Source organism: Mesorhizobium sp. M0701 (genome assembly GCF_040320365.1).
In the GTDB taxonomy this organism is placed as follows: domain Bacteria; phylum Pseudomonadota; class Alphaproteobacteria; order Rhizobiales; family Rhizobiaceae; genus Mesorhizobium.
In genome coordinates this window covers 1-22,331 of sequence record NZ_JAMYPO010000067.1, presented here as the reverse complement: position 1 = coordinate 22,331, position 22,331 = coordinate 1, and the positions used below count along the sequence as shown (strand labels likewise).

16 protein-coding genes and 9 pseudogenes are annotated in these 22,331 nt (G+C 60.2%); 17 read left to right on the top strand and 8 right to left on the bottom strand.

The window, feature by feature from the left end:
• Window positions 1–26 precede the first annotated feature (26 nt).
• Window positions 27–338, top strand: coding sequence for a M81 family metallopeptidase (locus NKI24_RS33565; RefSeq protein WP_352750481.1), 312 nt, complete (start codon window positions 27–29; stop codon window positions 336–338).
• Between the two features lie 21 nt (window positions 339–359).
• Window positions 360–602, top strand: a pseudogene (locus NKI24_RS33560) (transposase); the annotation flags it as partial.
• Here NKI24_RS33560 and NKI24_RS36105 read toward each other — a convergent pair.
• The 3 genes and pseudogenes from NKI24_RS36105 to NKI24_RS33550 all read right to left on the bottom strand — a co-directional run.
• Window positions 599–742: pseudogene (locus NKI24_RS36105) on the bottom strand (IS110 family RNA-guided transposase); the annotation flags it as partial. The pseudogenes NKI24_RS33560 and NKI24_RS36105 overlap by 4 nt on opposite strands.
• A gap of 446 nt (window positions 743–1,188) precedes the next feature.
• Entirely contained in the window at window positions 1,189–2,421 is a 1,233-nt protein-coding gene (locus NKI24_RS33555) for a hydantoinase/carbamoylase family amidase (protein WP_352750480.1), read from the bottom strand.
• A 239-nt stretch (window positions 2,422–2,660) separates the two neighbouring features.
• On the bottom strand, window positions 2,661–4,052 hold the full coding sequence (locus NKI24_RS33550; protein WP_352750479.1) for a M20/M25/M40 family metallo-hydrolase: 1,392 nt from the start codon (window positions 4,050–4,052) through the stop codon (window positions 2,661–2,663).
• Between the two features lie 1,167 nt (window positions 4,053–5,219).
• Between NKI24_RS33550 and NKI24_RS33545 the strand changes: the two are divergent.
• The 3 genes and pseudogenes from NKI24_RS33545 to NKI24_RS33535 all read left to right on the top strand — a co-directional run.
• Window positions 5,220–5,393, top strand: a pseudogene (locus tag NKI24_RS33545) (MlrC C-terminal domain-containing protein); the annotation flags it as partial.
• 645 nt (window positions 5,394–6,038) lie between these two features.
• A protein-coding gene (locus tag NKI24_RS33540; RefSeq protein WP_352750478.1) for an IS5 family transposase occupies window positions 6,039–6,871 on the top strand; the annotation gives its coding sequence in 2 pieces (ribosomal slippage) (window positions 6,039–6,426 and window positions 6,426–6,871; 834 coding nt in all).
• 555 nt (window positions 6,872–7,426) lie between these two features.
• A complete protein-coding gene (locus tag NKI24_RS33535) occupies window positions 7,427–8,908 on the top strand; it encodes a M81 family metallopeptidase (RefSeq protein WP_352750477.1) in 1,482 nt (493 codons plus the stop codon).
• A 70-nt stretch (window positions 8,909–8,978) separates the two neighbouring features.
• On the opposite strand, the pseudogene NKI24_RS33530 reads toward NKI24_RS33535, so the two are convergent.
• Window positions 8,979–9,805, bottom strand: a pseudogene (locus NKI24_RS33530) (IS5 family transposase).
• Window positions 9,806–9,872: 67 nt separating this feature from the next.
• On the opposite strand from NKI24_RS33530, the gene NKI24_RS33525 reads away from it, so the two are divergent.
• The 10 genes and pseudogenes from NKI24_RS33525 to NKI24_RS33490 all read left to right on the top strand — a co-directional run.
• Entirely contained in the window at window positions 9,873–10,550 is a 678-nt protein-coding gene (locus NKI24_RS33525; RefSeq protein ID WP_352750476.1) for an antitoxin Xre/MbcA/ParS-like domain-containing protein, read from the top strand.
• Window positions 10,551–10,898: 348 nt separating this feature from the next.
• A complete protein-coding gene (locus tag NKI24_RS36100) occupies window positions 10,899–11,336 on the top strand; it encodes a porin (protein ID WP_502901507.1) in 438 nt (145 codons plus the stop codon).
• The gene (locus NKI24_RS36095) at window positions 11,333–11,578 is read left to right on the top strand and encodes a porin (RefSeq protein WP_502901509.1); all 246 of its coding nucleotides are present in this window, start codon (window positions 11,333–11,335) and stop codon (window positions 11,576–11,578) included. The genes NKI24_RS36100 and NKI24_RS36095 overlap by 4 nt, the downstream gene beginning before the upstream one ends.
• A gap of 62 nt (window positions 11,579–11,640) precedes the next feature.
• Window positions 11,641–12,207, top strand: coding sequence for a hypothetical protein (locus NKI24_RS36090; protein WP_502901508.1), 567 nt, complete (start codon window positions 11,641–11,643; stop codon window positions 12,205–12,207).
• Between the two features lie 174 nt (window positions 12,208–12,381).
• Window positions 12,382–12,516, top strand: coding sequence for a hypothetical protein (locus tag NKI24_RS36085; RefSeq protein ID WP_502901510.1), 135 nt, complete (start codon window positions 12,382–12,384; stop codon window positions 12,514–12,516).
• A 199-nt stretch (window positions 12,517–12,715) separates the two neighbouring features.
• Window positions 12,716–12,868: a hypothetical protein gene (locus tag NKI24_RS33510; protein WP_352750475.1), complete on the top strand. Its 153-nt coding sequence runs from the start codon at window positions 12,716–12,718 to the stop codon at window positions 12,866–12,868.
• Window positions 12,869–13,548: 680 nt separating this feature from the next.
• On the top strand, window positions 13,549–15,147 hold the full coding sequence (locus NKI24_RS33505; RefSeq protein ID WP_352750474.1) for an ABC transporter substrate-binding protein: 1,599 nt from the start codon (window positions 13,549–13,551) through the stop codon (window positions 15,145–15,147).
• A gap of 350 nt (window positions 15,148–15,497) precedes the next feature.
• The gene (locus tag NKI24_RS33500; RefSeq protein WP_352750473.1) at window positions 15,498–16,952 is read left to right on the top strand and encodes an amidase; all 1,455 of its coding nucleotides are present in this window, start codon (window positions 15,498–15,500) and stop codon (window positions 16,950–16,952) included.
• Between the two features lie 575 nt (window positions 16,953–17,527).
• Window positions 17,528–17,719 (top strand): hypothetical protein, encoded by a 192-nt coding sequence (locus NKI24_RS33495; protein ID WP_352750472.1) that lies wholly within the window; start codon window positions 17,528–17,530, stop codon window positions 17,717–17,719.
• A 499-nt stretch (window positions 17,720–18,218) separates the two neighbouring features.
• Window positions 18,219–18,424, top strand: a pseudogene (locus NKI24_RS33490) (transposase); the annotation flags it as partial.
• Here NKI24_RS33490 and NKI24_RS33485 read toward each other — a convergent pair.
• Window positions 18,424–18,534: pseudogene (locus NKI24_RS33485) on the bottom strand (IS110 family RNA-guided transposase); the annotation flags it as partial. The pseudogenes NKI24_RS33490 and NKI24_RS33485 overlap by 1 nt on opposite strands.
• A 21-nt stretch (window positions 18,535–18,555) precedes the next feature.
• On the opposite strand from NKI24_RS33485, the pseudogene NKI24_RS36080 reads away from it, so the two are divergent.
• Window positions 18,556–18,905: pseudogene (locus tag NKI24_RS36080) on the top strand (IS5 family transposase); the annotation flags it as partial.
• A gap of 285 nt (window positions 18,906–19,190) precedes the next feature.
• Complete coding sequence (locus NKI24_RS33475) at window positions 19,191–20,189, top strand: D-alanine--D-alanine ligase family protein (RefSeq protein WP_352750471.1); 999 nt, start codon at window positions 19,191–19,193, stop codon at window positions 20,187–20,189.
• A 475-nt stretch (window positions 20,190–20,664) separates the two neighbouring features.
• On the opposite strand, the pseudogene NKI24_RS33470 reads toward NKI24_RS33475, so the two are convergent.
• From NKI24_RS33470 to bioZ, 3 genes and pseudogenes are all read right to left on the bottom strand, one after another.
• A pseudogene (locus NKI24_RS33470) lies at window positions 20,665–20,946 on the bottom strand (FAD-dependent oxidoreductase); the annotation flags it as partial.
• 372 nt (window positions 20,947–21,318) lie between these two features.
• Complete coding sequence (gene panD / locus NKI24_RS33460; RefSeq protein WP_352750470.1) at window positions 21,319–21,771, bottom strand: aspartate 1-decarboxylase; 453 nt, start codon at window positions 21,769–21,771, stop codon at window positions 21,319–21,321.
• 60 nt (window positions 21,772–21,831) lie between these two features.
• Window positions 21,832–22,331 (bottom strand): annotated as a pseudogene (gene bioZ, locus NKI24_RS33455) (3-oxopimeloyl-[acyl-carrier-protein] synthase BioZ); the annotation flags it as partial.

Here is a 22,331-nt window from a genome sequence, read left to right as displayed (position 1 = left end):
CCTCATATCGACTACTATGAACGCGCCTGGCAGGGGGCCGAGCTGCTCGACCGCGCCCTGCGCGGCGAGATCCGTCCCCGCACCGCGCCAAGCGGCCGATGCTGTGCGGTCTCGATGGCGGGCGAACCCAGACCGGCCCGATGCGCGAGTTGATCGACCGCGGCGAGGCGCTGGAAGCCTTTGGCAAGGCTCTCGTGGTCAGCGTCTGCGCCGGGTTCAGTAAGTCCGACATTTACGATGTTGGACCCAGCGTCACAGTGACCGCCGATGGCGACACCACCGAGGCAAAGCGACCGAAGGAGGGGACTGTCAGGAATTCCGTGTGCGGGCGGGCATAATGGATAGAAAGGATTCCCACTATGACCCGACGCAAAGAACCTGCGATACCGAATGAGTCTTCTCGACCAGCTTCTGGCAGGAGGGGCAGCCAGGTGCTGGATCCGCTCAAGAAGGCTCTGACCGAGCGCGCGCTGAACGCGGAAATAGACCACCACCCGGCGAGCGGCGAAGACGCTGGCAATACGCGTAACGGCTATGGCCCCAAGACGGTGAGGACCGAGACCGGCAAGCTGGAGATCGATGTTCCGCGCGACCGCCCATCCGTCCGTCGCAAACTGCGGCCGAACCCTTCCAGTCCCGAGCGGGTCATGTCGACCCGTCCTTGATGGCGCAGCCGGCCGTCTTCCCAAACCACCACCTCCGCAAAGGTGCGGTGGATGTCCATTCCAATCACACGTCTCATCGGCTCCCTCTCCTCAAACAGTCGGGAGCCGGCTGGCGACGCGACACCTACGGATCCGCGCTCTCGGCGCAACCGGGCAGGTCGCAGGGGCGGCCAGCTACTAACGCGAGCTCGCAGCTCATCGAATACATCGGCCTGCCCGCACTTGGCGTGCTCCCGGTGCCCCTGTCCCGGATGGTCGCACCATACGCCGAAAATCGCTCATCTCCAGCGGGGATTGGATGGCACCGTCATGATCATACCGGTTACGAACTCAATAGAGGCGGGCTCCAAGCGACGCTCGTGACCACCCCTCACCAGCAGCTGAACGCTGCTCAGGCCTACAAGTTCATTCCCGATCACGTTGTCCCCGGTCAGCACCCTCGTTTACATCGGTCCCGGGACGCAGCCGAATGAGATTGATGGGCCGGAAGGGGCCAGTCTCGGCGCGCCTCGGATGCCAACCGCTACCAGCGTTCGCCACGTAGGATCGTCTCGGCGGCATCAGCCAGCACCTGACAGCCGAGCACCAGGTCGGCATCGCCTGTGTTTTCGGTCCAATGATGGCTGATACCGCCGATGCTTGGCACGAAAAGCATCGCGGCTCTCAGCTTGCGAGCCACGACCTGTGCGTCGTGACTGGCGCCGCTTGGCATTCTCAAATAGGCACCGGGCGCATGGCGCGCGGCAGCATTCTCTATCGCTGCCTGGAAGGCGGGATCCATGTGCCATGGTTTACCGGCCTCGGTCCGCTCGATCTCCGCGCGGCAGCCGGTTCTGATCGCGGTCTCTTCTACCAGATCCCGTAGTGCCGCATCGAGGCGCTCAAGCACCGGCATCTCTGAATCCCGGAACTGGAACAGCATCTCTGCCTTGCCCGGAATTATGCTGGGAGCGCCCGGCTCCAGGCTAATGCGGCCTGTGGTCCAGACGGAACGCGGTCCGGCCACTTTCGGAAAGCGCTCGGCAATGGCCGTGGCCAGCGTCGCTGCAGCGACGCCGGCATCCTTTCGGATAGCCATGCGCGTCGTACCGGCGTGATTCTGGATGCCGCGAAAGACGATTGAGTACTGCCAGAGCCCGACAATGCTCGTAACAACACCGATCCGGTTGCCCGAGGCTTCCAGCGCGTCGCCCTGTTCTATGTGTGCTTCCAGATAACCAAGGTAGCGTTCCGGTTCCACCAGAGATCGGAGAACACCGGCCAGGCCGGCTGCACGGAGCGCTTCCCTGAGCGGCAGCCCATGATGGACATTCACAGCGCGGTCGATCTCAGCCTCGTCGATGTCACCGATGAATGAACGGCTACCGAGTAACGATACATAGTGGCCTTCTTCATCCGCCCACGCGACTGGGGCGATCGGAAGACCGGTGCAGTCCGGCGTTTCCGCGAAGGTCCGGGCGATCTCGAGCCCGTACATCACGCCAAGGGCCCCGTCGAGCCATCCGGCATGGTTCTCGGATTCTGCATGCGACCCGATCAACAGGAATCGCCGTTCCGACCGAGGGGTGCCGAACACATTGCCGACCCCTTCGATATGCGCCTGGAGCCCTATGGCTTCATATTGCTGTGCAAGCCAGCGGCGGCTATCCATGTCCTCTTTCGAATAGGTCGGGCGATGGACACCCGTCCGATACGCACCGAATTGCGCGAAACGTCTGAGTTCCGAGAGCAAGCGCCCGGCGTTGATCTTTGGCATCAGCTGCACCACCCTATTGTTCGTCCTGAATAAAATTAAAAATATAGACTAGTGCTGACTTCCTTTGGACGGCGTGTCGGCGGCCTTGCGGTCACCGAATTGCGGGTGGCCAAGCGCGGTTCAACACCTCTGATCGGCTGTCCCGCATCGGCCACCCAGCTATCTCAGGCCGCCTTGAACTTGTCGAAAGCGCGAGGTCGGAATTGGGCCGCGGAAAGACCGCATGTCTAACCTAGGGGTCAGACCGCTAATCGATCGTTCGCCAAGTGCAACGAGCCAAGCTCATGTAACAATGCAGAGCCTGTGCGAATCCCGCTGTAGAAGCAATCAAGCGTTAGATTTTCATTCGGCGCGTGGTTTGCTTCATCATGGTTCGCGTACGGCGTTTCGAAAGCAGGAATGCCGAGTATCTTGGTGAAGACATAGCTGGGTAGGCTGCCAAAACCCGCTGGGATCAGCAGGGGCTCCTCCCCTTGCGCTGCGACGAAAGCACGGCGTAACGGCCCGGTGAAGGGCGAGGCTAAAGGCGTCTTTGATGGGGACATGCTCTCCATCGCGATGAGCTCCACATCGGGCGCGTGTTGCTTCACATGCGCGGCGACCTTGCGCAGTAAGTCCCCGGGGTCCTGCGCTTCCACGAGCCGTATGTCGCATTTTACAAAGGCATCACTGGGCAGGACGGTCTTGCTACCAGGCCCGCTATAGCCGCCATGGAAGCCATTGATTGTTAGCGTCGGGCGGGAGCACAGGCGCTCGTAGAAGGGCCGTTCCGCCGGCGCATCGAGCCGCACGAGCCCAAGGCTATGCTTATAGGTCTCAACATCGAGCGGCAGGCGCTCGATTGCGGCCAACTCCTCGGGCGATGGCGGCTCGATACCCTCATGGAAACCGTCGATAGTGATTTCACCATCGGCATTTTTCATGGTGCCGAGCAGATGCACCAATGTCCAGATCGGGTTGGGCACAACGCCACCATAATTACCCGAGTGGAGATCGCGGCAGGCGTGGCGGCAACGAAGCTCAAACGAGAGCACGCCGCGCGATCCAAACTTGATCACAGGTGCACCGCTCGCATGACGCGGGCCATCGGCCGTGACGGCAAGATCAGCTTTTAGGAAATCCTTGTTGGCCCGCACAAAATCGGCAATGTGCGGGCTGCCGATCTCCTCCTCGCCTTCCAGCAGCAGGATGACGTTACAGGGCAACGTGCCATGCACCTTGAGGTGGGACTCGATCGCCAGAATCTGGGCAAAATGCTGGCCCTTGTTGTCTCCTACACCGCGTGCATAAATGCGCCCGTCACGGATGGTCGGCTCGAACGGCGGCGAGAGCCATTTTTCGATCGGGTCGGCCGGCTGCACGTCATAATGGCCGTAGAGCAGCAAGGTCGGCTTACCCGCAGCCTTCTGCCACCGCGCCACAACCATGGGATGCCCCGCTGTCGGCATCAGGCTGGTTTCGAGTCCTATCTCCGTCAGCATTTCGACTAGTAGGTCACTCACTTCGTCGACACCTATGTTCTCGGCACTAATGCTTGGATGACGGAGATACTCTTTCAGACGTCCGAGAGACTTGGCGCGGTTCCCATCGATATACTCGAAAACGGCGTTCAAGATGTCAGACGATATCATATTTTTTTCCATTGTTAGAAAGTGAAACTGGTGTGCAGGGGGTTAGCTACCAAGCTTGGAGCTGGCTGCGAATGTACTGCAATCTCTCGTTGAACGAAATTGCGCAACCGGGCGCGAGTGCCTCGGCTGGGGCCGGCAATTTCGATACGATCAGGAATAATTTGGAGGCCCTGGCCGCGTTTAGTTACGGGAATCCCTAACGAGTCGAGCAGGTAGGCATAGTGTGAGACCAAAGTTTGCAGGCTGACGATAATCTGCGCTGCGATCATAATGGGATTGATCCTAGGACGCGCCGAATCCACATGGTCACCCTGTCAAAGTCGTCTTGCGATGCCCTCAGCACTGAGCAGGAGAGCTTCCGTTGAGCCTTGCATAACTAAAAATAGCCCTTCACGAGGAGCGATCCGTGGCGAAATCGTTCCACTTGTGAAATGTCAGCTGCACGAAACGGTGCTTTTTGAAATGCGGCCTGACCGGGATTGCAATGTGCCAAATGTGGCGACATTCCATCGAGAAGACTGGCACAGTCGGGTTGGATAGCGCCACACATGTCATTGAGGTGCATGGTGTCGGCGCGAAGGGCGAAGGGCGCGATCCCATTCATTGAAAGCTGCGGCGCGACGAGCTCGCCATGCAGTGCCTGATCGGCATCGAACCTGCAGGACTAGCGATTACAGGGCAAGAGATTTGGCTGGGGGCATGAGGTTCGTCTGATGCCGGCCCCCACCTCACCCACCTCCACTCCGGACGCGCTTGGCTGAAGCATCGCCGCAGGCGATTGCGCCGTTATACCAGGCTCGGGAGTAATCTGAGCGAGCGTACCAAGCTGTCGACATGAATGGATACTGAAGACGTACGGCATCGGCTATGCTTGTCACCAAGATCATGGCGATCGGCATCAAATCGCGCTCAGTCCGAAACTGCGCCATACACCTCCGTTCCAAGGGGCCGTGGCAGCGGAAACGGCCATCGGGTATTGGAAACAATCTGTCGCCCCGACCTTGAGCGGCTCCCCGCCCACCTCAGGGTCGTGCTTGCCGCCGAGCAAGATGGACCCATAGTTGCCGACGCCGATGGCAATTCCGGCCTGCACGGCCGCCGGATCGAAGATGGCATGCTGCGCGTGGGCGGTATCGGAATTGTGGTGATTTCGCGCATGACCAGGCAGTCGATCTCGCGCAGCTCGTTTCCGTTGGCATCGATTCGCCTCACTGCGCGACCATAGCTCTGAAGTCCGCGCATCATTTCCCTACAGCGTTCAAACCGATCGCGCGCGAGGTGATCAGGGTCGACGGCGCCGGGATGGCATCCGCCACCCCTGTCCTTTGGTTGGCGGTTTAGCTTAGCGTCGTGAATCAAAAACTCAAGCGCCGCATTGAAGGCTGCACGATTGCGGCGCTTCGAGGGTGCCCCGCGGTCCCGAAGATGCCGCGGTCAGGGACTGTTGCCGGACAATTCATTCGAGCACGCCTATGAGATAGGCACTTCGCGTTGCCGCACTGGACCAGCATCATGTTGGCAGCCATCGCGCTGACCATGGACCGAAGCACGACCCGGGGATGATCTAAATAGGCGGGGATGATCTAAATAGGAAGGGGTGCGAAACACACGGCATGGAAGTCAGGTTAACGGCGTGTTGCGCTGAGCCGCTTCTTACGTCTTTGACAGTCGTGCCGAGCTTCTGACGACCAGAATTGACCGAAGAATACTCGGCATGCGAGTCTTTCGCGCTTAAACACAACTGCGAGTATTGGCGGCCACCGTGGTTTGTTAACCTCGATTTCCGTGCCGTGGTGCGAAACATCGGTCGCTCCATGACGGGCGCGAGGGCACTTGAAAGAAAGACCCGCGCAGGCCTACTGACGTCGGCCGACTTTGTTTGCCATAAGAGCCTGACCCGAAACTCGGTTTTGGGGGTGGAAGCGGTTGAGTGGCCCCGTCCGTTGTGATTCGTTTGAGTTGTCTAGACTTGAACGGGATCACGACATGGGTTGGACGGAGACCACCCGCCGGCGATATTGCCGCGCGGGGCAGCGAGATGCAAACGCGTTGACGGACAGGGAATGGGCGTTGATCGAGCCGTTCCTGCCGGGAACGAAGACAACGGGACGACCGCGGACGACAGAACTTCGGGCGGTCGTGGACGTGCTCCTCTACATCGCCTGGACCGGCTGCCAATGGCGGGCATTGCCGGATCGGTTCCCGCCGGTCTCGACGGTTCAACGCTATTTCTATGCCTGGCGGGACAACGGGCTGTGGAAGACCATCAACTTCCACTTGGTGGCTGCGGCACGCCTGGCGCTTGGTCGCGAGGCGAGCCCCAGCGCCGGCATCATCGACAGCCAATCGGCAAAGGCCACGGACGTTGCCGGTTGCGTGGTTACGACGCCGGCAAGAAGGTCAAAGGCCGCAAGCGCCATATCATCACCGACACCGAGGGACACTTGGTCGGGCTGACGGTTCACACGGCCGACATCCAGGACAGGGATGGGGCAGTCGGCGTCATCGCCTCCATTCGACGGCTTTATCCCTGGTTGCGCCATCTGTTCGCCGACGGCGGCTATGCCGGAGAAAAACTGTCGCAGGCTCTGGCCAATCTCGGCACATGGACCATCGAAATCATCAAGCGCTCCGACGCGGCCAAGGGCTTTGAGGTGCTGCCACGACGATGGGTCGTCGAGCGAACTTTCGCCTGGCTGGGACGTTGTCGCCGGCTCGCCAAGGACTTCGAGGCGACCATCGCCAGCGCCGAGGCATGGATCTTCATCGCCTCGATCCGCCTCATGCTTCGCCGCATGGCAGCTCCGCGTCGTGCATAACCGAGTTTTGAGTCAGGCTCTAAGGCTAAGGCTAAGCCTAAGACGGTTGACATGAACGGCCCTAAGCTGGTGGGTGCGGCCCGGCAAGGCTTGGACATTTCAAATCACGCCGCATTATGCGGCTTGCATTTCAGCGACCGCTGCATTTTGGCGTACACGGTCCTTCCCGAAGTATTACCGTTTTTAGAATAGCGCGCCTCGGCAAGGTGAAAGGTCTGTAGTCTCTTTGAGATCGAATGCCTCACCTTGCAGCGTCGACAGAACCGCAGGTGCAGCCAATAACTTAACAGGGGAACTAGCGCATGACGATTTCTCGACGCGACCTGATCAAAGCGGGGTAGCCGCCGGAACGGTTGTAGCGATGCCGTCGGTCCCGTGGGCAGAGACGGCGCCGGCCAACGCTCGGACGGTGCGTATGGTTATGCCAGGTGAACTCAGCGTCTTCGATCCATACTATACGACGGCTCACGCGTTCTCACAACATCACGGTTAGAGCGATCCTGGGCCCTGAGCCCTCACTGCTAGACCATCCCTTTGCAATCCGGAGACGTTACCGTGAACTACCGCATTCTCACTGGCGAGCTCGAACAGGAGGCAAACACCTTCAACAAGGTGGCGACCACGCTCGAGCATTTCCGGTCCGGCACCTTGTTGCTGGGCGACGAGATCCCACCAGCGCGGCGGGGCACCCGCACCTTTCTGGGCGCGGCGTTCGAGGCGGCGGAGAAACTCGGGTGGGCGCTCTCTCATCCGCTCTCAGCTAGCGCAAACGCTGGGGGAACGGTGACAACGGAAACGTTTGAGCAACTCTGCGCCTGGTTCCTTGCAGGCGCAGAGGGCTGCGATGGCGCGCTCATTTTTCTGCACGGCGCGATTGTCGCTGAGGGCTGCGAGGACGCGGAGGGCGAGATCCTCGCCCGGTTGCGCTCCATCCTCGGGCCCGACGCGCCGATCGTTGTCACGCTCGACCTGCACGCCAATGTCACGGAAAAGATGGCGGCGAACGCCTCGGCGCTGATCGCCGTGCGCACCTATCCTCATATCGACTACTATGAACGCGCCTGGCAGGGGGCCGAGCTGCTCGACCGCGCCCTGCGCGGCGAGATCCGTCCCCGCACCGTCATCGCCAAGCGGCCGATGCTGTGCGGTCTCGATGGCGGGCGAACCCAGACCGGCCCGATGCGCGAGTTGATCGACCGCGGCGAGGCGCTGGAAGCCTTTGGTAAGGCTCTCGTGGTCAGCGTCTGCGCCGGGTTCAGTAAGTCCGACATTTACGATGTTGGACCCAGCGTCACAGTGACCGCCGATGGCGACACCATCGAGGCAAAGCGCATCGCCGAAGATTTCATGGATTATGCGTGGGAGACACGCGAGTTTCTCTCCGTCCATCCCATTAGCATCGCCGAGGCGGTGAAACGCGCCAAAACAGGCGAGGCGGGCGCCGGCAAGCCGATGGTGCTCGCTGATTTCAGCGACAATTCCGGCGGCGGTAATTACGGAGACACGACGAATTTGCTACGCGCCATGATCGCGGCCGATCTTCAGAACGCCGCCTTCCACGCGATCTTCGATCCGGAGGCCGTGCAGGCGGGGATCGCCATCGGCGTTGGCAACAGGGCGCGCATCCTGCTCGGCGGCAAGCACGCCCCCGAGATGGGCGGGGGGCCGCTCGAAGTTGACGCGCAGATTGTCTCCATCACCGATGGGCGTTTCCGCTGCCACGGACCCATGGGCGGAGGCGTATGGCAGAGTGTCGGGCCGAGCCTGATGCTGCGCGTGGGCGGCATCGAAGTTGCAGTGATCTCGCGGAACGAGCAAGCGCTCGACCGTGCCCATCTCACCTCCCTTGGCATCGACCCGCTTCGCTGCGCTACCATAACATTGAAGTCCGCTCATCATTTCCGTGCGGCGTTCGAACCGATCGCGCGCGAGGTGATCAGGGTCGACGGTGGCGGGATGGGATCTGCCGCTCTGTCAAAGCCAGACTACCGCCATGTCCGCCGCCCGATCTGGCCGCTCGACGACATCGTGCTGTAGAGGCCTGGCTGCGTTGACACGCGAGCATACTAATTGCGACACCTCCTAAGAGTCCTTTTTGCGAATTGATTCAATGGCTGATCCTGCGCATCAAGAGACTTCCCATGGCGACGTGGATCATGGCTTCGGAGACGTCGATGGGCTGTTCGTAGTCGCGCACGAGGCGGCGCCAGCGTGTGAGCCAGCCGAAGGTTCCTCGCTCGACCGCCCAACGCCTGGGCAGCACCTTGAAGCCGGGCTCGGTGTCGATGCGGCGCACCACTGCTATGACGAAGTCGAGGAAGGCAGCCTTGTCCAGCAATTGCCTGCGATCGTAGGGGCCGTCGGCGAAGAGATGCTTGATCCATGGCCAGCGCTTGCGGATGGCCTCGAGGATCATCTACGCGCCGGCGCTGTCGGAGATGTCAGCCGGCGTGAGATTGACCATCAGCAGCTGCCTATCGGTGTCGACCGCGATGTGGCGCTTGCGTCCGACCGTTGTTTTGGCCGCATCGTAGCCGCGCTTCGCCCTCGGCGCCGGTGCCTTGACGGTCTCGCTGTCAATGATGCCGGCACTCGGGCTGGCTTCGCGCCCGGCCCGCTCGCGATCCAGCGTCAGGGCGATATCGTGGATTGTGCGGAACAGCATCAGCCGCACAAAGCGCCGGAACCACCAGTAGACCGTCTGCCAGGGCGGAAAGTCCTTCGGGAGCGTCCGACAGCCGCCGCCTGTGCGCGTCATGTAGCGGATCGCGTTAAGAACCTCGCGCAGATCAACGCCGGCTTGGGGCTTCGCTTGGCTGGTTTCGGCATCAGCGGCGCGATCCGCTCCCATTCCTCATCGGTGAGATCGGTCGGATAACGCTTCGTCTTCCGCTCGATCCCGGCTATCCGGCCTCGCGTCTCTTTTGTCCACATACATAGCGTGCATCACAATTCGACCGCAGAGGGAAACAAGCGGACGCTTGCGCGCCAGGGGGCTCACATGACTAAATCCCTTAATTTAGCAAATGAACTTCGGGACGAGCTCTCAAGCTTGGTTGCGAAAGAAGTCCAGCACGTTCTGGTTCGGTACGATAAGATTGTAAAGGAACGCAGTTCAATCTCACCGCATATGGCGACTGGCAATATCGCTGCCGGTTCGCTCTCGCGAACTCGCCAACTAGCTATTCAAGACGATTTGACGGCCCTGGCCTCCGAATTTGTTCGCAGGCTCGCAGCCGAAGCCCCACAACGATTCGAGGCACCTGCGCTCACGGCGCGAACCGAGGACGCGCATGGGTGTGCAGTCCTAGAAGCGCGAGATCCGCAAAGCGAATGCATGCGCATTGAAGACTGGGCGGGTCAGGTTGCAGGGCCAACATATCTGGAACAACGCTTCGGCATACCGCGATCGACATTGCATTGGTGGCAACGGCACAACGACGTAGTCGCATTCCGGAAAGGCGCCCGCAAGCATGTCTTCCCCTTGGCTCAGTTCATCGATGGCAGGCCTGCACAGGGGATACGACAAGTGCTCTCGTTGTTCGTCAATCCGAGACCGGCGTGGCTTTGGCTGACTGGCCCGTCACGCCGGCTTGACGGCCGGATTCCAATAGAAATGCTCAGACAAGACCTGGCTGCAGAAGTCATCTTGGCCGCACGAGACTTTTCCTCGACGTGAAGTCCAACTGACGAAGCCATTGCAAACAATGCACCGACAATCCGTCGGCCACGGTGTGAGCCCGTGAAGCAATTTTGAGTGGTCGGCGTTACCTCATACCAACCGCCGTATTCCGTAATAACGTTTAAGTTGTCTAGGTTGTTGTATTCGCCAAAACTGTGCGGATTGTATGAAGATATATTTGGTATTTGTGACATAATAATTGAATTATCCGATATCACGGATAGCGTCAAACCGCGAAGAAGCAGCGCGATGCGCATCTTTTTCGATCGTAGGAAATAGGGAGGGCACGCCGTCTTTCAGCAAAGAAACCCTAGCCCTTTTTTAATCCTTTGAATGGAGATCAATATGAACATCAAGAGCCTTCTTCTCGGCTCCGCTGCCGCCTTGGCCACGGTCACCGGCGCGCACGCCGCCGACGCCGTTGTCGTCGCCGAGCCGGAACCAGCCGCATACGTTAAGATCTGCGACGTCTACGGGGCCGGCTACTTCTACATCCCCGGCACCGAAACCTGCCTGCGCATCGGCGGCTATGTCCGTTATGACATCAGCCTCGGCGACGTCGGCTCGTATGAGGGTGCGCGGACCCACGATGTGCAGGACGGCAGTGACCAGGCCACATGGCGTAAGAACGCCCGCTTCGACCTGAAGACCTGGACTGGCCAGGAGACGGAGCTCGGCACGTTGAAGACCTACACCGAGATCCGAGTCAGCTTCGGCAACCGCAACGCCTATTCGGGCCTGGACAGCCCCAGAACTACGCCTTCAACAAGGGCGTCACACTGAACTTCGCCTGGATCCAGCTCGGTGGTCTGCGCGTCGGTAAAGACGACTCGGCCTTCGATACGTTCATCGGTTATGCCGGCAACGTCATCCAGGATACGCTGGTTCCCTACGGTGGTTTCGACACCAACGTCGTCCAGTACTATTTCGACGCCGGCAAGGCTTCTCGGCCGTCGTCTCGCTCGAACAAGGTTATGGCGACTTCACGATCGACAGCTATGTTCCGCATGTCGTCGGCGGCGTGAAGTGAACGCAGGGCTGGGGCGCCATCACCGGCGTCATCGCTTACGACAGCAACTATGAAGAAGTGGCCGGCAAGGTTCGCCTCGACATCACGCCGATGGAGAACCTGTCGCTGTTCATCATGGGCGGCTATGGCACCGACGACAACCTTACGGACGACGGCTGGGCAACCCCCGCCAACGGCCGCGGCTTCTTCGGGTGCGCCAGACCTGGCCCGACAAGCCGAACTTCGTCGCTATCGACGGCAAGACCTCGCGACGCAGTCACGACCGGAGCACAGGCAAGGCGCCATTGCATCTGGTCTCGGCTTTCGCCACGACGTCGCGGCTCGTACTTGGCCAGGAAGCCTCAGCGACAAGAGCAACGAGACGACCGCGATCCCCGTGCTTTTGCAGCGTCTGGGCAAAGACGACGGCCTCAAGGGCGCGCTCGTCTCGATCGACGCCATTGCCACCAACGCCTCGATCGCTACCGCCATTCGCAATGCCGGTGCCGACTACCTGCTCGCCGTCAAGGCCAACCAGCCGACGCTGCGCACCGAGATCGAATGCTACTTCGATGGGCTTTCCTGGCGAACTGCGCCTGCCGGGCGTCACGACCATCGTGCGCGTGCGATCGCGCACCGGACTGAGGGACAAAAGCCGCTTCGACACCAGATACTTCATCGCCTCCGCCGACCTGACTGCCGAACGGGCCGCCCATGCGGTGCGCGGCCACTGGCTGGTCGAGAGGCCTCCACTGGACCCTCGACGTCGTCTTCAACGAGGATCAATCCCGCCTCCGAAAGGGTAACAGGGCGCACAACATGGCCGTCGTGCGCCACCTCGCTCTCAACCTCGTCCGGGCCGTCCGCGACAAACGCTCGATCAAACTGCGCCGCAAAAGGGCAGGATGGGATCCGCAATACCTCGCCGCGATCCTCGGCCAGCTAACCCGTTAACCTGGATTCAGAGCCCTGGATCAAGGCTGCGATCGTGCGCGGAACCCTCTTTGGCCTGGCAAGCATCGCCATACTCGCGCTGGTTGTCCGTGAACAGTTGGGAGGAGGACCGCACCTATGGCACGCTCATGGCCGGCTTCGGACAGGCGCTGTCTTCGCCGGCATCTCTAACAGCCTGTTCAGGCGGAGCTTGACGAGCGTGGGAGCCGAGATCGTGCGGTTGCTGCAGCCGCTCGGCGTTGAAGCGGCCATCCAGGCGATCACGCAGCGCGAGCACCAGTCTGGCGAAAAAAAGCGCCAGATCGAGTTGGCGCTCGAACAGGCGCGATATGAGGCCACCAGGGTGCGCTGACAGTATGACACGGTCGACGCCGAGAATGGTCTGGTTGCTGGCGAACTCGAGCGGCGGTGGAACCGGACCCGCACGAGCGTACGCGCACCCGAGGAACGGAATGCTGCATGATTGCGGCCCTTCGAGGTCCCACCGGGACGCGGTCCCGAAGATGCCGTGGTCAGGACTGTAGCCGAACACTTCGTTCGAGCACGCCTATCAGATAGGCACTCCGGCTTGCCGCACTGGACCAGCGTCATGTTGGCAGCTATCGCGCTGACCGCGGACCGAAGCATGAACCCGGGGATGACTTCAAATGGGGAGGGGTGCGAAGTATCGGTCGCTTCATGACAGGCGGGAAGGCACTCGGAAGAAAGATCCGCGAAGGCCTACTGACGCCGGTCGACTTTGCTTGCCATAAAACCGTTGACATAAGACCCTAAGGCTGGTGCGTGCGGCCCGGCAAGGCTTAGACATTTCAAGTCACGCCGCGTTATGCGGCTTGCATTTCAGCGATCGCTGCATTTTGGCGCACACCTTCCTTCCAGAGGTATTACCGTTTTTTTGAATGTCGCCGTGGCAAGGTGAGCGAAAGGTCTGCAGGCTCAAGGGGTCCGCAGCCTCTTTGAGATCGAATGCCTCACCGTGGAGCGTCGACAGAACCGCAGGTGCAACCAAAGACTTAACAGGGGAACTGGAACATGACAATTTCTCGACGCGACCTGATCAAAATGGGGGTAGCCGCCGGAACGGCTTTATCGCTCCCGTCGGTCCTGCGGGCGCAGACGGCGCCAACTGACGCGCGGACCGTGCGCATGGTCATGGGTGACCTGACCGTCTTCGATCCCTACTATTCGACGGATGATATGACCGGCGACCACGCCCTGGCCATTTACGACTCGCTGTTCGCACCCGATTCCAAGTTTATGCCGCAGCCGCAAATGGTGGGGAAGTGGGGCGTTTCCGATGACAGGAGGACTTATACGTTCGAGCTCCGGGACGGTCTAGGCTGGCACGACGGCACCCTCGTCACCGCGGCGGACTGTGTCGCCTCGATCCGTCGCTGGGGTCAAGTGGATTCCGGCGGACAAATGGTTATGGAGCGGGCCAGAGACATTTCGAAGAAGGACGACAAGACCTTCACGATCGTGCTCAAGGAACCGCTGGAGATTCTGATCGATTTAATGGGGTCGGTCTCGAGTTTCGCGGTGTTCGTCATGCGCGAGAAGGATGCGGATCGCCCTGCAACCGAGCAGGTGACGGCGAATATCGGATCAGGCCCGTTCAAGTTTAACAATGCTCTTGCCAAGCCGGGCGCGAGCTTCACCTACGACCGCAATGATAAATACGTACCGCGCAAGGAGCCTTCTGATGGGTTGGCAGGCGGGAAAGTCGTCAAGGTCGACCGTGTCATCTGGGAGAATATCTCCGATCAGCAGACTGCGTTCGCGGCTTTGCAGGCGGGTGAGGCCGATTACCTTGCTTCGCCACCCGCTGATTTCTATTCAGCGATCGAGAGCGATCCCAACCTTGCACTCCAGGTCCTGAACGCGGGGGGCGAGAGCTTGTTCTTGCGCATGAATTGTCTGCAGAAGCCGTTCGACAATGTGAAAGCGCGTCAAGCGATGCTTCACCTGGTCGATCAGGAGGCGTTCCTGCGCGTGATGGCCCCCAATCCAAAATATGGCCACACGGTCACTTCAATATTTGGAAACAGTACTCCTTATTCGAACGACGAAAATACGGGATGGTTCAAGAAGGGGGGCAACCCGGAAAAGGCCAAGCAGCTCTTTCAGGAAGCGGGATATGCCGGCGAGAAGATCGTCATTCTCCAACCGACGAGCCGGGCGCAGGCCAGCGACGCCTCGCAGCTTCTGGCGGCCACGCTGCGCAAGATCGGGGTCAATGCCGAGCTTGCGCCGAGCGACTGGGGCGGGGTTCTTGCGCGCCGGGCGAACAAGGGGCCCGTTGAGAACGGCGGCTGGAGCGTCTTCATCACGAGCGCTTCCGACGTGGCATTCGAAAATCCGGCCACCCCAGTCTTCCTATCCGCGAATGGCGAGAAGGGCTGGGTCGGCTGGTTCAAAAGCGATGAATGGGAGGCCCTTCGCGCCAAATGGGGGGATGTCGAACCTGAAGAGCGCAAGGCGCTGGCCCGCAAAATGCAACGGGTTTGGTGGGACTCCGTCGGCTTCGTTTTCCTGGGTCAATATGTTGCGCCAATCGCCCGCCGCAAGACACTCACCGGCCTTATTGGCATGCCGCTTTGGACCCCAATGTGGAACATGCAGAAGGCATGAGCAATGTCTGGCTCAAAGATGGCCGTTAGAGCGATCTTGGGCAATGAGGCCTAACTGCAGCAGGCATCCACTGCGATCACTTTGCAACCCGGAGACACCTCCATGGAACATTTTATCTATCTCGTTGAAGGTGTTTGTTTCATGGCAGATCTGGTCAGCCAGGAGAGGTGATCAGGGTCGACGGTGGCGGGACGTGATCCGCCGCCCTTTCGGTACCGCCATGTCCTCGCCCGGTCTGGCCGCTGAAGACATGAAACTCCACGCTGCTTCCCTTCCCTAAACGCGCACAATTCGCTGTGCTACCTGCTCGTTGCCGCAGATGATGCGGAGAGAAATAATGGATGGCTGAAATGAGACTGAACGAATACGCAAAGTACGATGCTACCGGCTTGGCTTCTCTCGTCAGGGCTGGCGAAGTGACGCCTGTGGAATTGACGCGCCTGGCCCGTCAGGCGCATGATGAGGTGAACCCGCTCATCAACGCGGTTATCGAGTTTTACGAAGATGCTGAGACCGTTGCCGGTGAGGACGCCGGCCCGTTTAATGGCGTACCATTCCTTCGAAAGGATTCAGGAGCCTCCGAAGCTGGACGTCTTCAGGAAAATGGAAGCCGACTGTACAAGGGCCATCGCTCTGACACTGACAGCTTCTTTTTTCGCCGCGCCCGAGATGCCGGGCTCCGCACTATCGGAAGAACTGCACTACCTGAGTTCGGACAGGGATTGAGTGAATCAATTCTCAACGGCATCACCAGCAATCCATGGAATTTAGAACGCTCCGCAGGGGGGTCGTCCGCAGGAGCCGCGGCGGCAGTTGCTGCGGGTATTGTTCCGATTGCACATGGCAGCGACGGAGGCGGGTCAATTCGCTTCCCGGCATCCTGGTGTGGACTTATCGGCCTCAATCCGTCCCGTGGACGCATCTCAGGCGGGCCGAACAACCAGGACAGATGGCTTGGCCTCTCCCGAACCTTTGTCCTATGTCGTACGGTTCGCGATATGGCGGTCGCGCTCGACGTCTTTTCCGGTCCCCATCCCGGCGACCCCTTTATTATCGTCCAGCCGAACCGACCCTATGTCGAGGAGCTATCTCAGCCCAGTGGTACGCTGCGGGTCGGGGTCGCTCGCAAGACATGGGGCACGCTCGATCCTACACCGGAAGTCCTGCACGCGGTCGAGTCGGTGGCCTCACTTCTGGAGGAAATGGGCCATGTGTTGATAGACATCGCGCCGCCATTTGAGGCCGAAGAGTTGACGAAAATAATGCTCGGCGTGTCGGATCTCGGCGCGAGTTCGCTCGAAATCGCAGCGCGGGCCTTGGGCCGCACTATCAGCGCGGACACTTTGGAGCCGGTCAATCTCAAGCTCTATGAACGGGGCCAGGGGCAATCTTTATCAGCTTCGGAAGATCTAAATGAAATGATCCGGAGAGTGCGACTTCGCGTCGGCGAAGCGATTGATAGCTATGATATCTTGCTGACTCCCACAGCGCCGATAGTGGCCCTGCAGAATCGCGGGAATTATTGGACGGAGAGCAAGTATTCTCTGGGTAACCCGACTATCTCTGCAGAACAGTATATGCAAGCGGGTTACGAGCTTGGTGAGTACACGGGCGTATTCAATATTACTGGACAACCTGCGGTGTCCTTGCCTTTAGCACAAACTGTCGATGGGTTACCGATCGGAATTCAGATCGCCGGCCGCTTTGGCGACGAGACCACACTCGTTCGTATCGCACGAGATCTGGAGGAAGCGATCCCCTGGGCAAAGCGGCGGCCGCGGGTCTTTGCTGGAAGCGCTGAATAGGACGGTGTCTGCGAGGAACAGCTTCGGGTCACGTACGGCCCGTGAATGAAAGGTCCTCTTGCCTCTCCACACGCAGGCATTACTCGAGGCCGTGCCAACGATGGATCCCGAGCGGCACCGGCAGCTCGACAGCGAGGTTCCGAGCCCCTCAATGTTTCTCGAAGCTGCGCCTTCGTGCCGCGCTGCGGGGCTGAGGCAATGGGGGATGAGGCTGCAGCGCTGGGTGGGTGCTGCGCCGGCTCATTCTCGGCGTCTTCACAAAGAGATTCCCGTTACCGCCCGCTCAGGCGCGCCGTGCGACCTTGCCCTCTTTGCCGCAGAGTGTCGCACCGGATCCATAGCCGCTATCTTGGACGAGTTTCGGATCTTCCCCATACCGGATGAAGGTACAGCTTGACCTCGTCGCCCGCCGCTTTATCTGCGACGCCATTGTGCCATCGACGAATCTTCGCTGAACGCTTTGACGACCGCGTTGTCGCCGAGCGATCCCGCCGAACCTTGCGATTGGAGTCTGTCTTCATCATTTTGGGCTGGCGCTCGGCGGCCCGCCGGCGGCCAGTTTTGCGAAGCGGCTGATGGTCCCGGTCAGTAATGACACGCTGCTGTGGGTGGGTGCGGCGACGGGCTTGTTTGCAAACAGTTCCTCTCAAATTGTTGGCATTGATGATTGGGCCTTCCATCGCAGCCGTCGCTACGGCACGATCGCCTGTGGTCTGGAGCGGCGGCGGATCGTGACGCTGTTGCCAATCGTGAGGTTGCCACCGTAGAGGCCTGGCTCGCCGACCGTCCTCAGATCGAAACGTCTCGCGCGACCGCGGCGGCGGTTACGGTCAAGCGACTGCGAAGACTTTGCCCGAAGCGGTTCAGGTAGCCGGCCGCTGGCATCTCATGGAGAATGCGAGTGCGGCTTTCCTCGATGCCGTCCGCAAGTCGATGCGGACTATCCGAACTGCGATCAGCGCTACGACGATCCCGACCTGCTCACCTCCGCGGAGAAGCTGCAATACGAAGGCGATCTGCGGCGTGAGGAGACAAACGCGGCAGTCATGCAACTTGCCAGCGAAGACACCCCATCAACGAGATCGTGCGTCGCACCGACCACAGCCGTCCGTCAAGTGGTCCGTGGCCAGCGGACGAATATCTTCCGCGTCCACCAGAGTTCACTCGAAGCCTGGCTGCCCTGGACTGGCAATGGAAACCTGGTTGCCACAATGCAAGCGAGCTTTGGCGACGGCTGAAGACAAACGGCTTTTGGGGACGTCTCTCGATCGGCAACTCCGGCATCTCGCTCGTGAAAACGAAACCACACGCCGGCTGGTGACGGTCCCCGGCATTGGCGTGGTGACCGCGAGTCACCTTCCGCCACTCGATCGACGATCCCGCGCGCTTTCGCTCGGCCGCCAACGTAGGTGCCTATCTCGGCCCTGCGCCGCGACGAAAAGCAGTCCGGTGAAACGGATATCAAAGGCCGCCGCATCCCCCAGGCTTTCAGCGCGGACCATTTCTTCGTCCGGTTCAGGAGCACGCTGGCCGCTTCGTAAAGATAGGTTTGCAACAGTCGATCGCCCCAGCGTGAGACGCGAGAGACGGCTTGGGTAAGTAGCGGGTCGACGATCGACGGGTGGTAAACGGCATATTTTGTGTCCTGAGGACTGGATCGCCTTGGCGCGATCTGCCCGAACGATATGGCCCCTACACTACAGTCCACAATCGCACAACCGCTGGGCCAAAAGAGGTGTCTGGTTGGCGATGTTTGAAGCCCTGGCTGCTAATTCGCCACAGGCCCTACACATGATCGACAGTTTGATAGCCCGAGCCCATCAGCAATGCGGCGGCCGGTAAAAATGGCCGTTCTCTGGCGGACTAAGCACCAAGATTCATGCCCTAGTCGATCAGGATGGTCTGCCGATCCGCCTGCTTAGCCGAGACATGTCATTGTCGAGCGGATGTTCGAGTTAGGCACGAGAGCCGACCGTCGTTATTCGTCGTTCCGCGTCCTCGTCTTCAGCCGTGTCAGATTGAAGACGTCTATGTTCGCAACCCGACACGCTGAGGCACAAGTATCCCGCCGGCGCGGCGCGAAACACATGGTTTCCCCTCTTGCTCGTCCAACCTCTTCGGTGGCACGCCGATTGCATGGGACACCGTGAGGGCGCGGCGTCCAGACGAACTGTGCCCCTCGATCAACAAATGCCAGCGAATTAACCTGACAGCGGGCAAATAACCAGGGAGTAGTTCATGCGGGTAGCCGTAGTGTGGAACCATGATCATACGGGCGTGATCAACCGATTCGGTCAGCCTAGTCCGGAGTTCGACGAGCGCGAGACGGTTGAAAGCGTGGTGGCGGCACTGCAAGAGGACGGCCACCAGACGCTACTGTGCGAAGGCGACAAAGGGCTGCTCGCTACGCTAGCGCGGTTCATGCCATCCGATCCGCAGGCCCGCCCCTCCGGAATCGTCTTCAATATGGCGGCCGGAATTCAGGGCGAGGGCCGTGAGACCCATGTTCCGGCCATGCTCGAAATGGCCGGCGTTCCGTACACAGGATCGAGCCCGCTCGGGCATGGGCTCGCGCTCGACAAGGCCATCACCAAGAGGCTTATCCGCGATCGCGGCGTGCCGACGCCGGACTTTCGCGTGATGCGTCGCGGCACCGAGAGTACCGGCGATCTGCGATTCCCAGTGGTGGTGAAGCCTTGTCGCGAATCCACCAGCTTCGGATTGCAGCTCGTACATGAGCCCGCTCAGTTGAGGCAGGCCGTAGAAGTGATAGTCACGCAATGCGCGCAGGATGCTGTCGTGGAAGAATACATCGAGGGGCAAGAAATCTGCGTCGCAATACTAGGAAACGGAGAGCTCGAGGTGTTGCCTCTGGTGGAGCATGACTTCGGCGACCGCGAAACGCGTCTTCTCACTTGGGAAGACAAGATGCATATGGCGGTGACGGCGCCACCGAAGATTTGCCCCGCGCGAATCGGGAGCGAGCTTGAGACGATGCTACGGGATATTTCGGTTGCGACCTTCCGCGCCTGCCAGTGCCGGGATTACGCCCGCGTCGACCTCCGGATCGACCGCTTCGGCCAGCCGTTTGTCCTGGAGATCAACTCCAATCCGGGAATCGGTATGAACGCCATTTATACCCTGGCCGCGACGACCGCCGGATATAGCTTCTCGAGCTTCGTTAATCGCATCCTCGATGTCGCCCACACGCGGTATTTCGGAATCGGCATCCCCTAGGCTGAACGCCCATCGAGCCGGCACCCAATTAAGGTGCCTCAGCAGTTACAGCCGATCGCGGATGTTGTGCCGCCGAAGGCCTGTTGGGGCTCAAGATTGATCGGGATAGGGCACCTCCGAACTGGCACGCCATAACCGCGCCATTGCTGCTAGAGATATAAGCATGATCTTCGGCGGATCCAAGTTTCCAGGTGTTCAGTAATCGAAGCGTCTAACGGGCCGAAGTAGCCGTGCCGCCGATGAGTTACGGCTTCAACTCTTTGATCGGTTGCGGCAGACTTACGCCCCAGGTCCAGCGTGTCATGTCCCGGACAACCGTCTTGAATTTGGCGGAGTCTTTGGCGCGATGTGCCCGCTCGCTCCCATTATTCGACATGCTGAAGCCAAGGAACTTCCGCTCCTCCGGCCACATCACCGAGCTCTTCGTCTCGTTGACCTTCAGTAGCAACTTTTGGGTCAGGAACCGGCTGACTCACCCGGCGCGGCGCGGCCACGACCAGCGTTCCGGCCCGTGGCACAGGCGTTACCGCATTCCACCAGTCGGCGGCGTCGCGTCCGAGATCCAGCACCGGCTGCTCGGCGCTTTCACGCTCGCACCACGGCGCCAACATGCCGCCGCCGAACCAACACGCATTGCCGCCAAGGCTAGACTTAGACTAGGCGTTGTCTCCGCAACGGTCACTGCCGCGCTGCGTATGGCGAGCTCGAAAGCGGCGGTGAGGCCGGCGACGCCGGCCCCTTTGACTAGAACATTCATGGCGGCTCATGCGCCTCAGTCACCATCGGTGCGCCAGTTTCGTCCGCCGGGACATAGAGATCGCCGCCAGGCCGCTATCTCCTCCTTCTGGGCCTCCGCGCGGATGTCGTGGGAAAGACAAATAGAGCAGAATTTCACCGCAGGTCGAGCAGAACGCGCCAGCTTGTGCCCTTCCTTGGGCAAGGGATGGTCGTGAAACTCGCGCGCCGTTTCGGGATTGAGCGAGGTTGAACTGGTCCTCCCGGCGGACCTCGAAGCAAGCGCGGCAAAGGAAATTAGCTGTGACTTTCCGCCGCCGGTTGACCCTTCGCCAGGTCGGCGGAATGCGCAGCTATGACTCCGGCGGAAAGCTTGCGCATGCGTCGAGGAAAATCACCCTCCGGAGACCAGGGCAGGAATGGCCAAGGCCGCATTCGTATCGTCAAGGATGGCGAAGCTGTATCGGCCATATGCGTCGAGATCGACCGAGTAGCTCAGGCGGTCGCGTATGTGGTTGTCCTGGTCGAACGTGACGATGCGCGGTTTCAGCGAGGTGATTTGCGCTTCGTCCAGGTGGATGGAGTTGCAGACGATGATCTGGTCGCCGGGCTGGCAGGTACGGGCGGCAGCACCGTTGAGGATGCAGCATCGTGAACCACGCTCGCCGAGAATGACATAGGTTGAAATCCGCGCACCGGAATTCTTGTTCCATATCTCCACGAACTCCATGGGCAGGATCCCGGCTGCTTCGCAGTGGTCGGGGTCGAGCGTTACCGAACCATGGTAGTTGAGGTTTGCTTCGGTGACGTGGATGCCGTGCAGCTTGCCGGCGACTATTTTTCGCATTGGTCCCGTTGTCCTATTCATCTCACAAAGTCAGTCCTGATGTTGAGCAGCTTCGCTGGGCTAAATCCCGACGACGAGCGCCCCGCCGCTGAGTCCCGCACCTGCCGCCGCCAGGAGTATTTTCTCGCCCGGCCGAAACGGCTCCGCTTGATTGGCGAGCGACAGTGAGAGCGGGATCGTCGCGGCGGAAGAGTTGCCATATTCGGCGATCGTCTTGACGATCAGGTGATCGGCAACGCCGAGGTTTCGCCCGACCGCATCGAAAATGCGAGCATTGGCCTGATGCGGCACGAACCGGTCGACATCCTGTGGTCGCACTCCGGCAGCGGCTAGCGCGCTTATCGAGCAATCGGTCATCATCTCGACGGCCTTTGCGAACACTTCGCGGCCGTCGGTCATCGTCATTCGGGTTTGCGCGAGGTCGAGGTCACCGTGGAACGGGATGTTGCTTCCTCCTGCGGGAATCTGGATCAGCCCGTATCGCGAGCCGTCCGAATCCACGGAGGCACCGAGAATCCCCCGATCAGTATCCTCGCACGGACCGATCACGACGGCGCCGG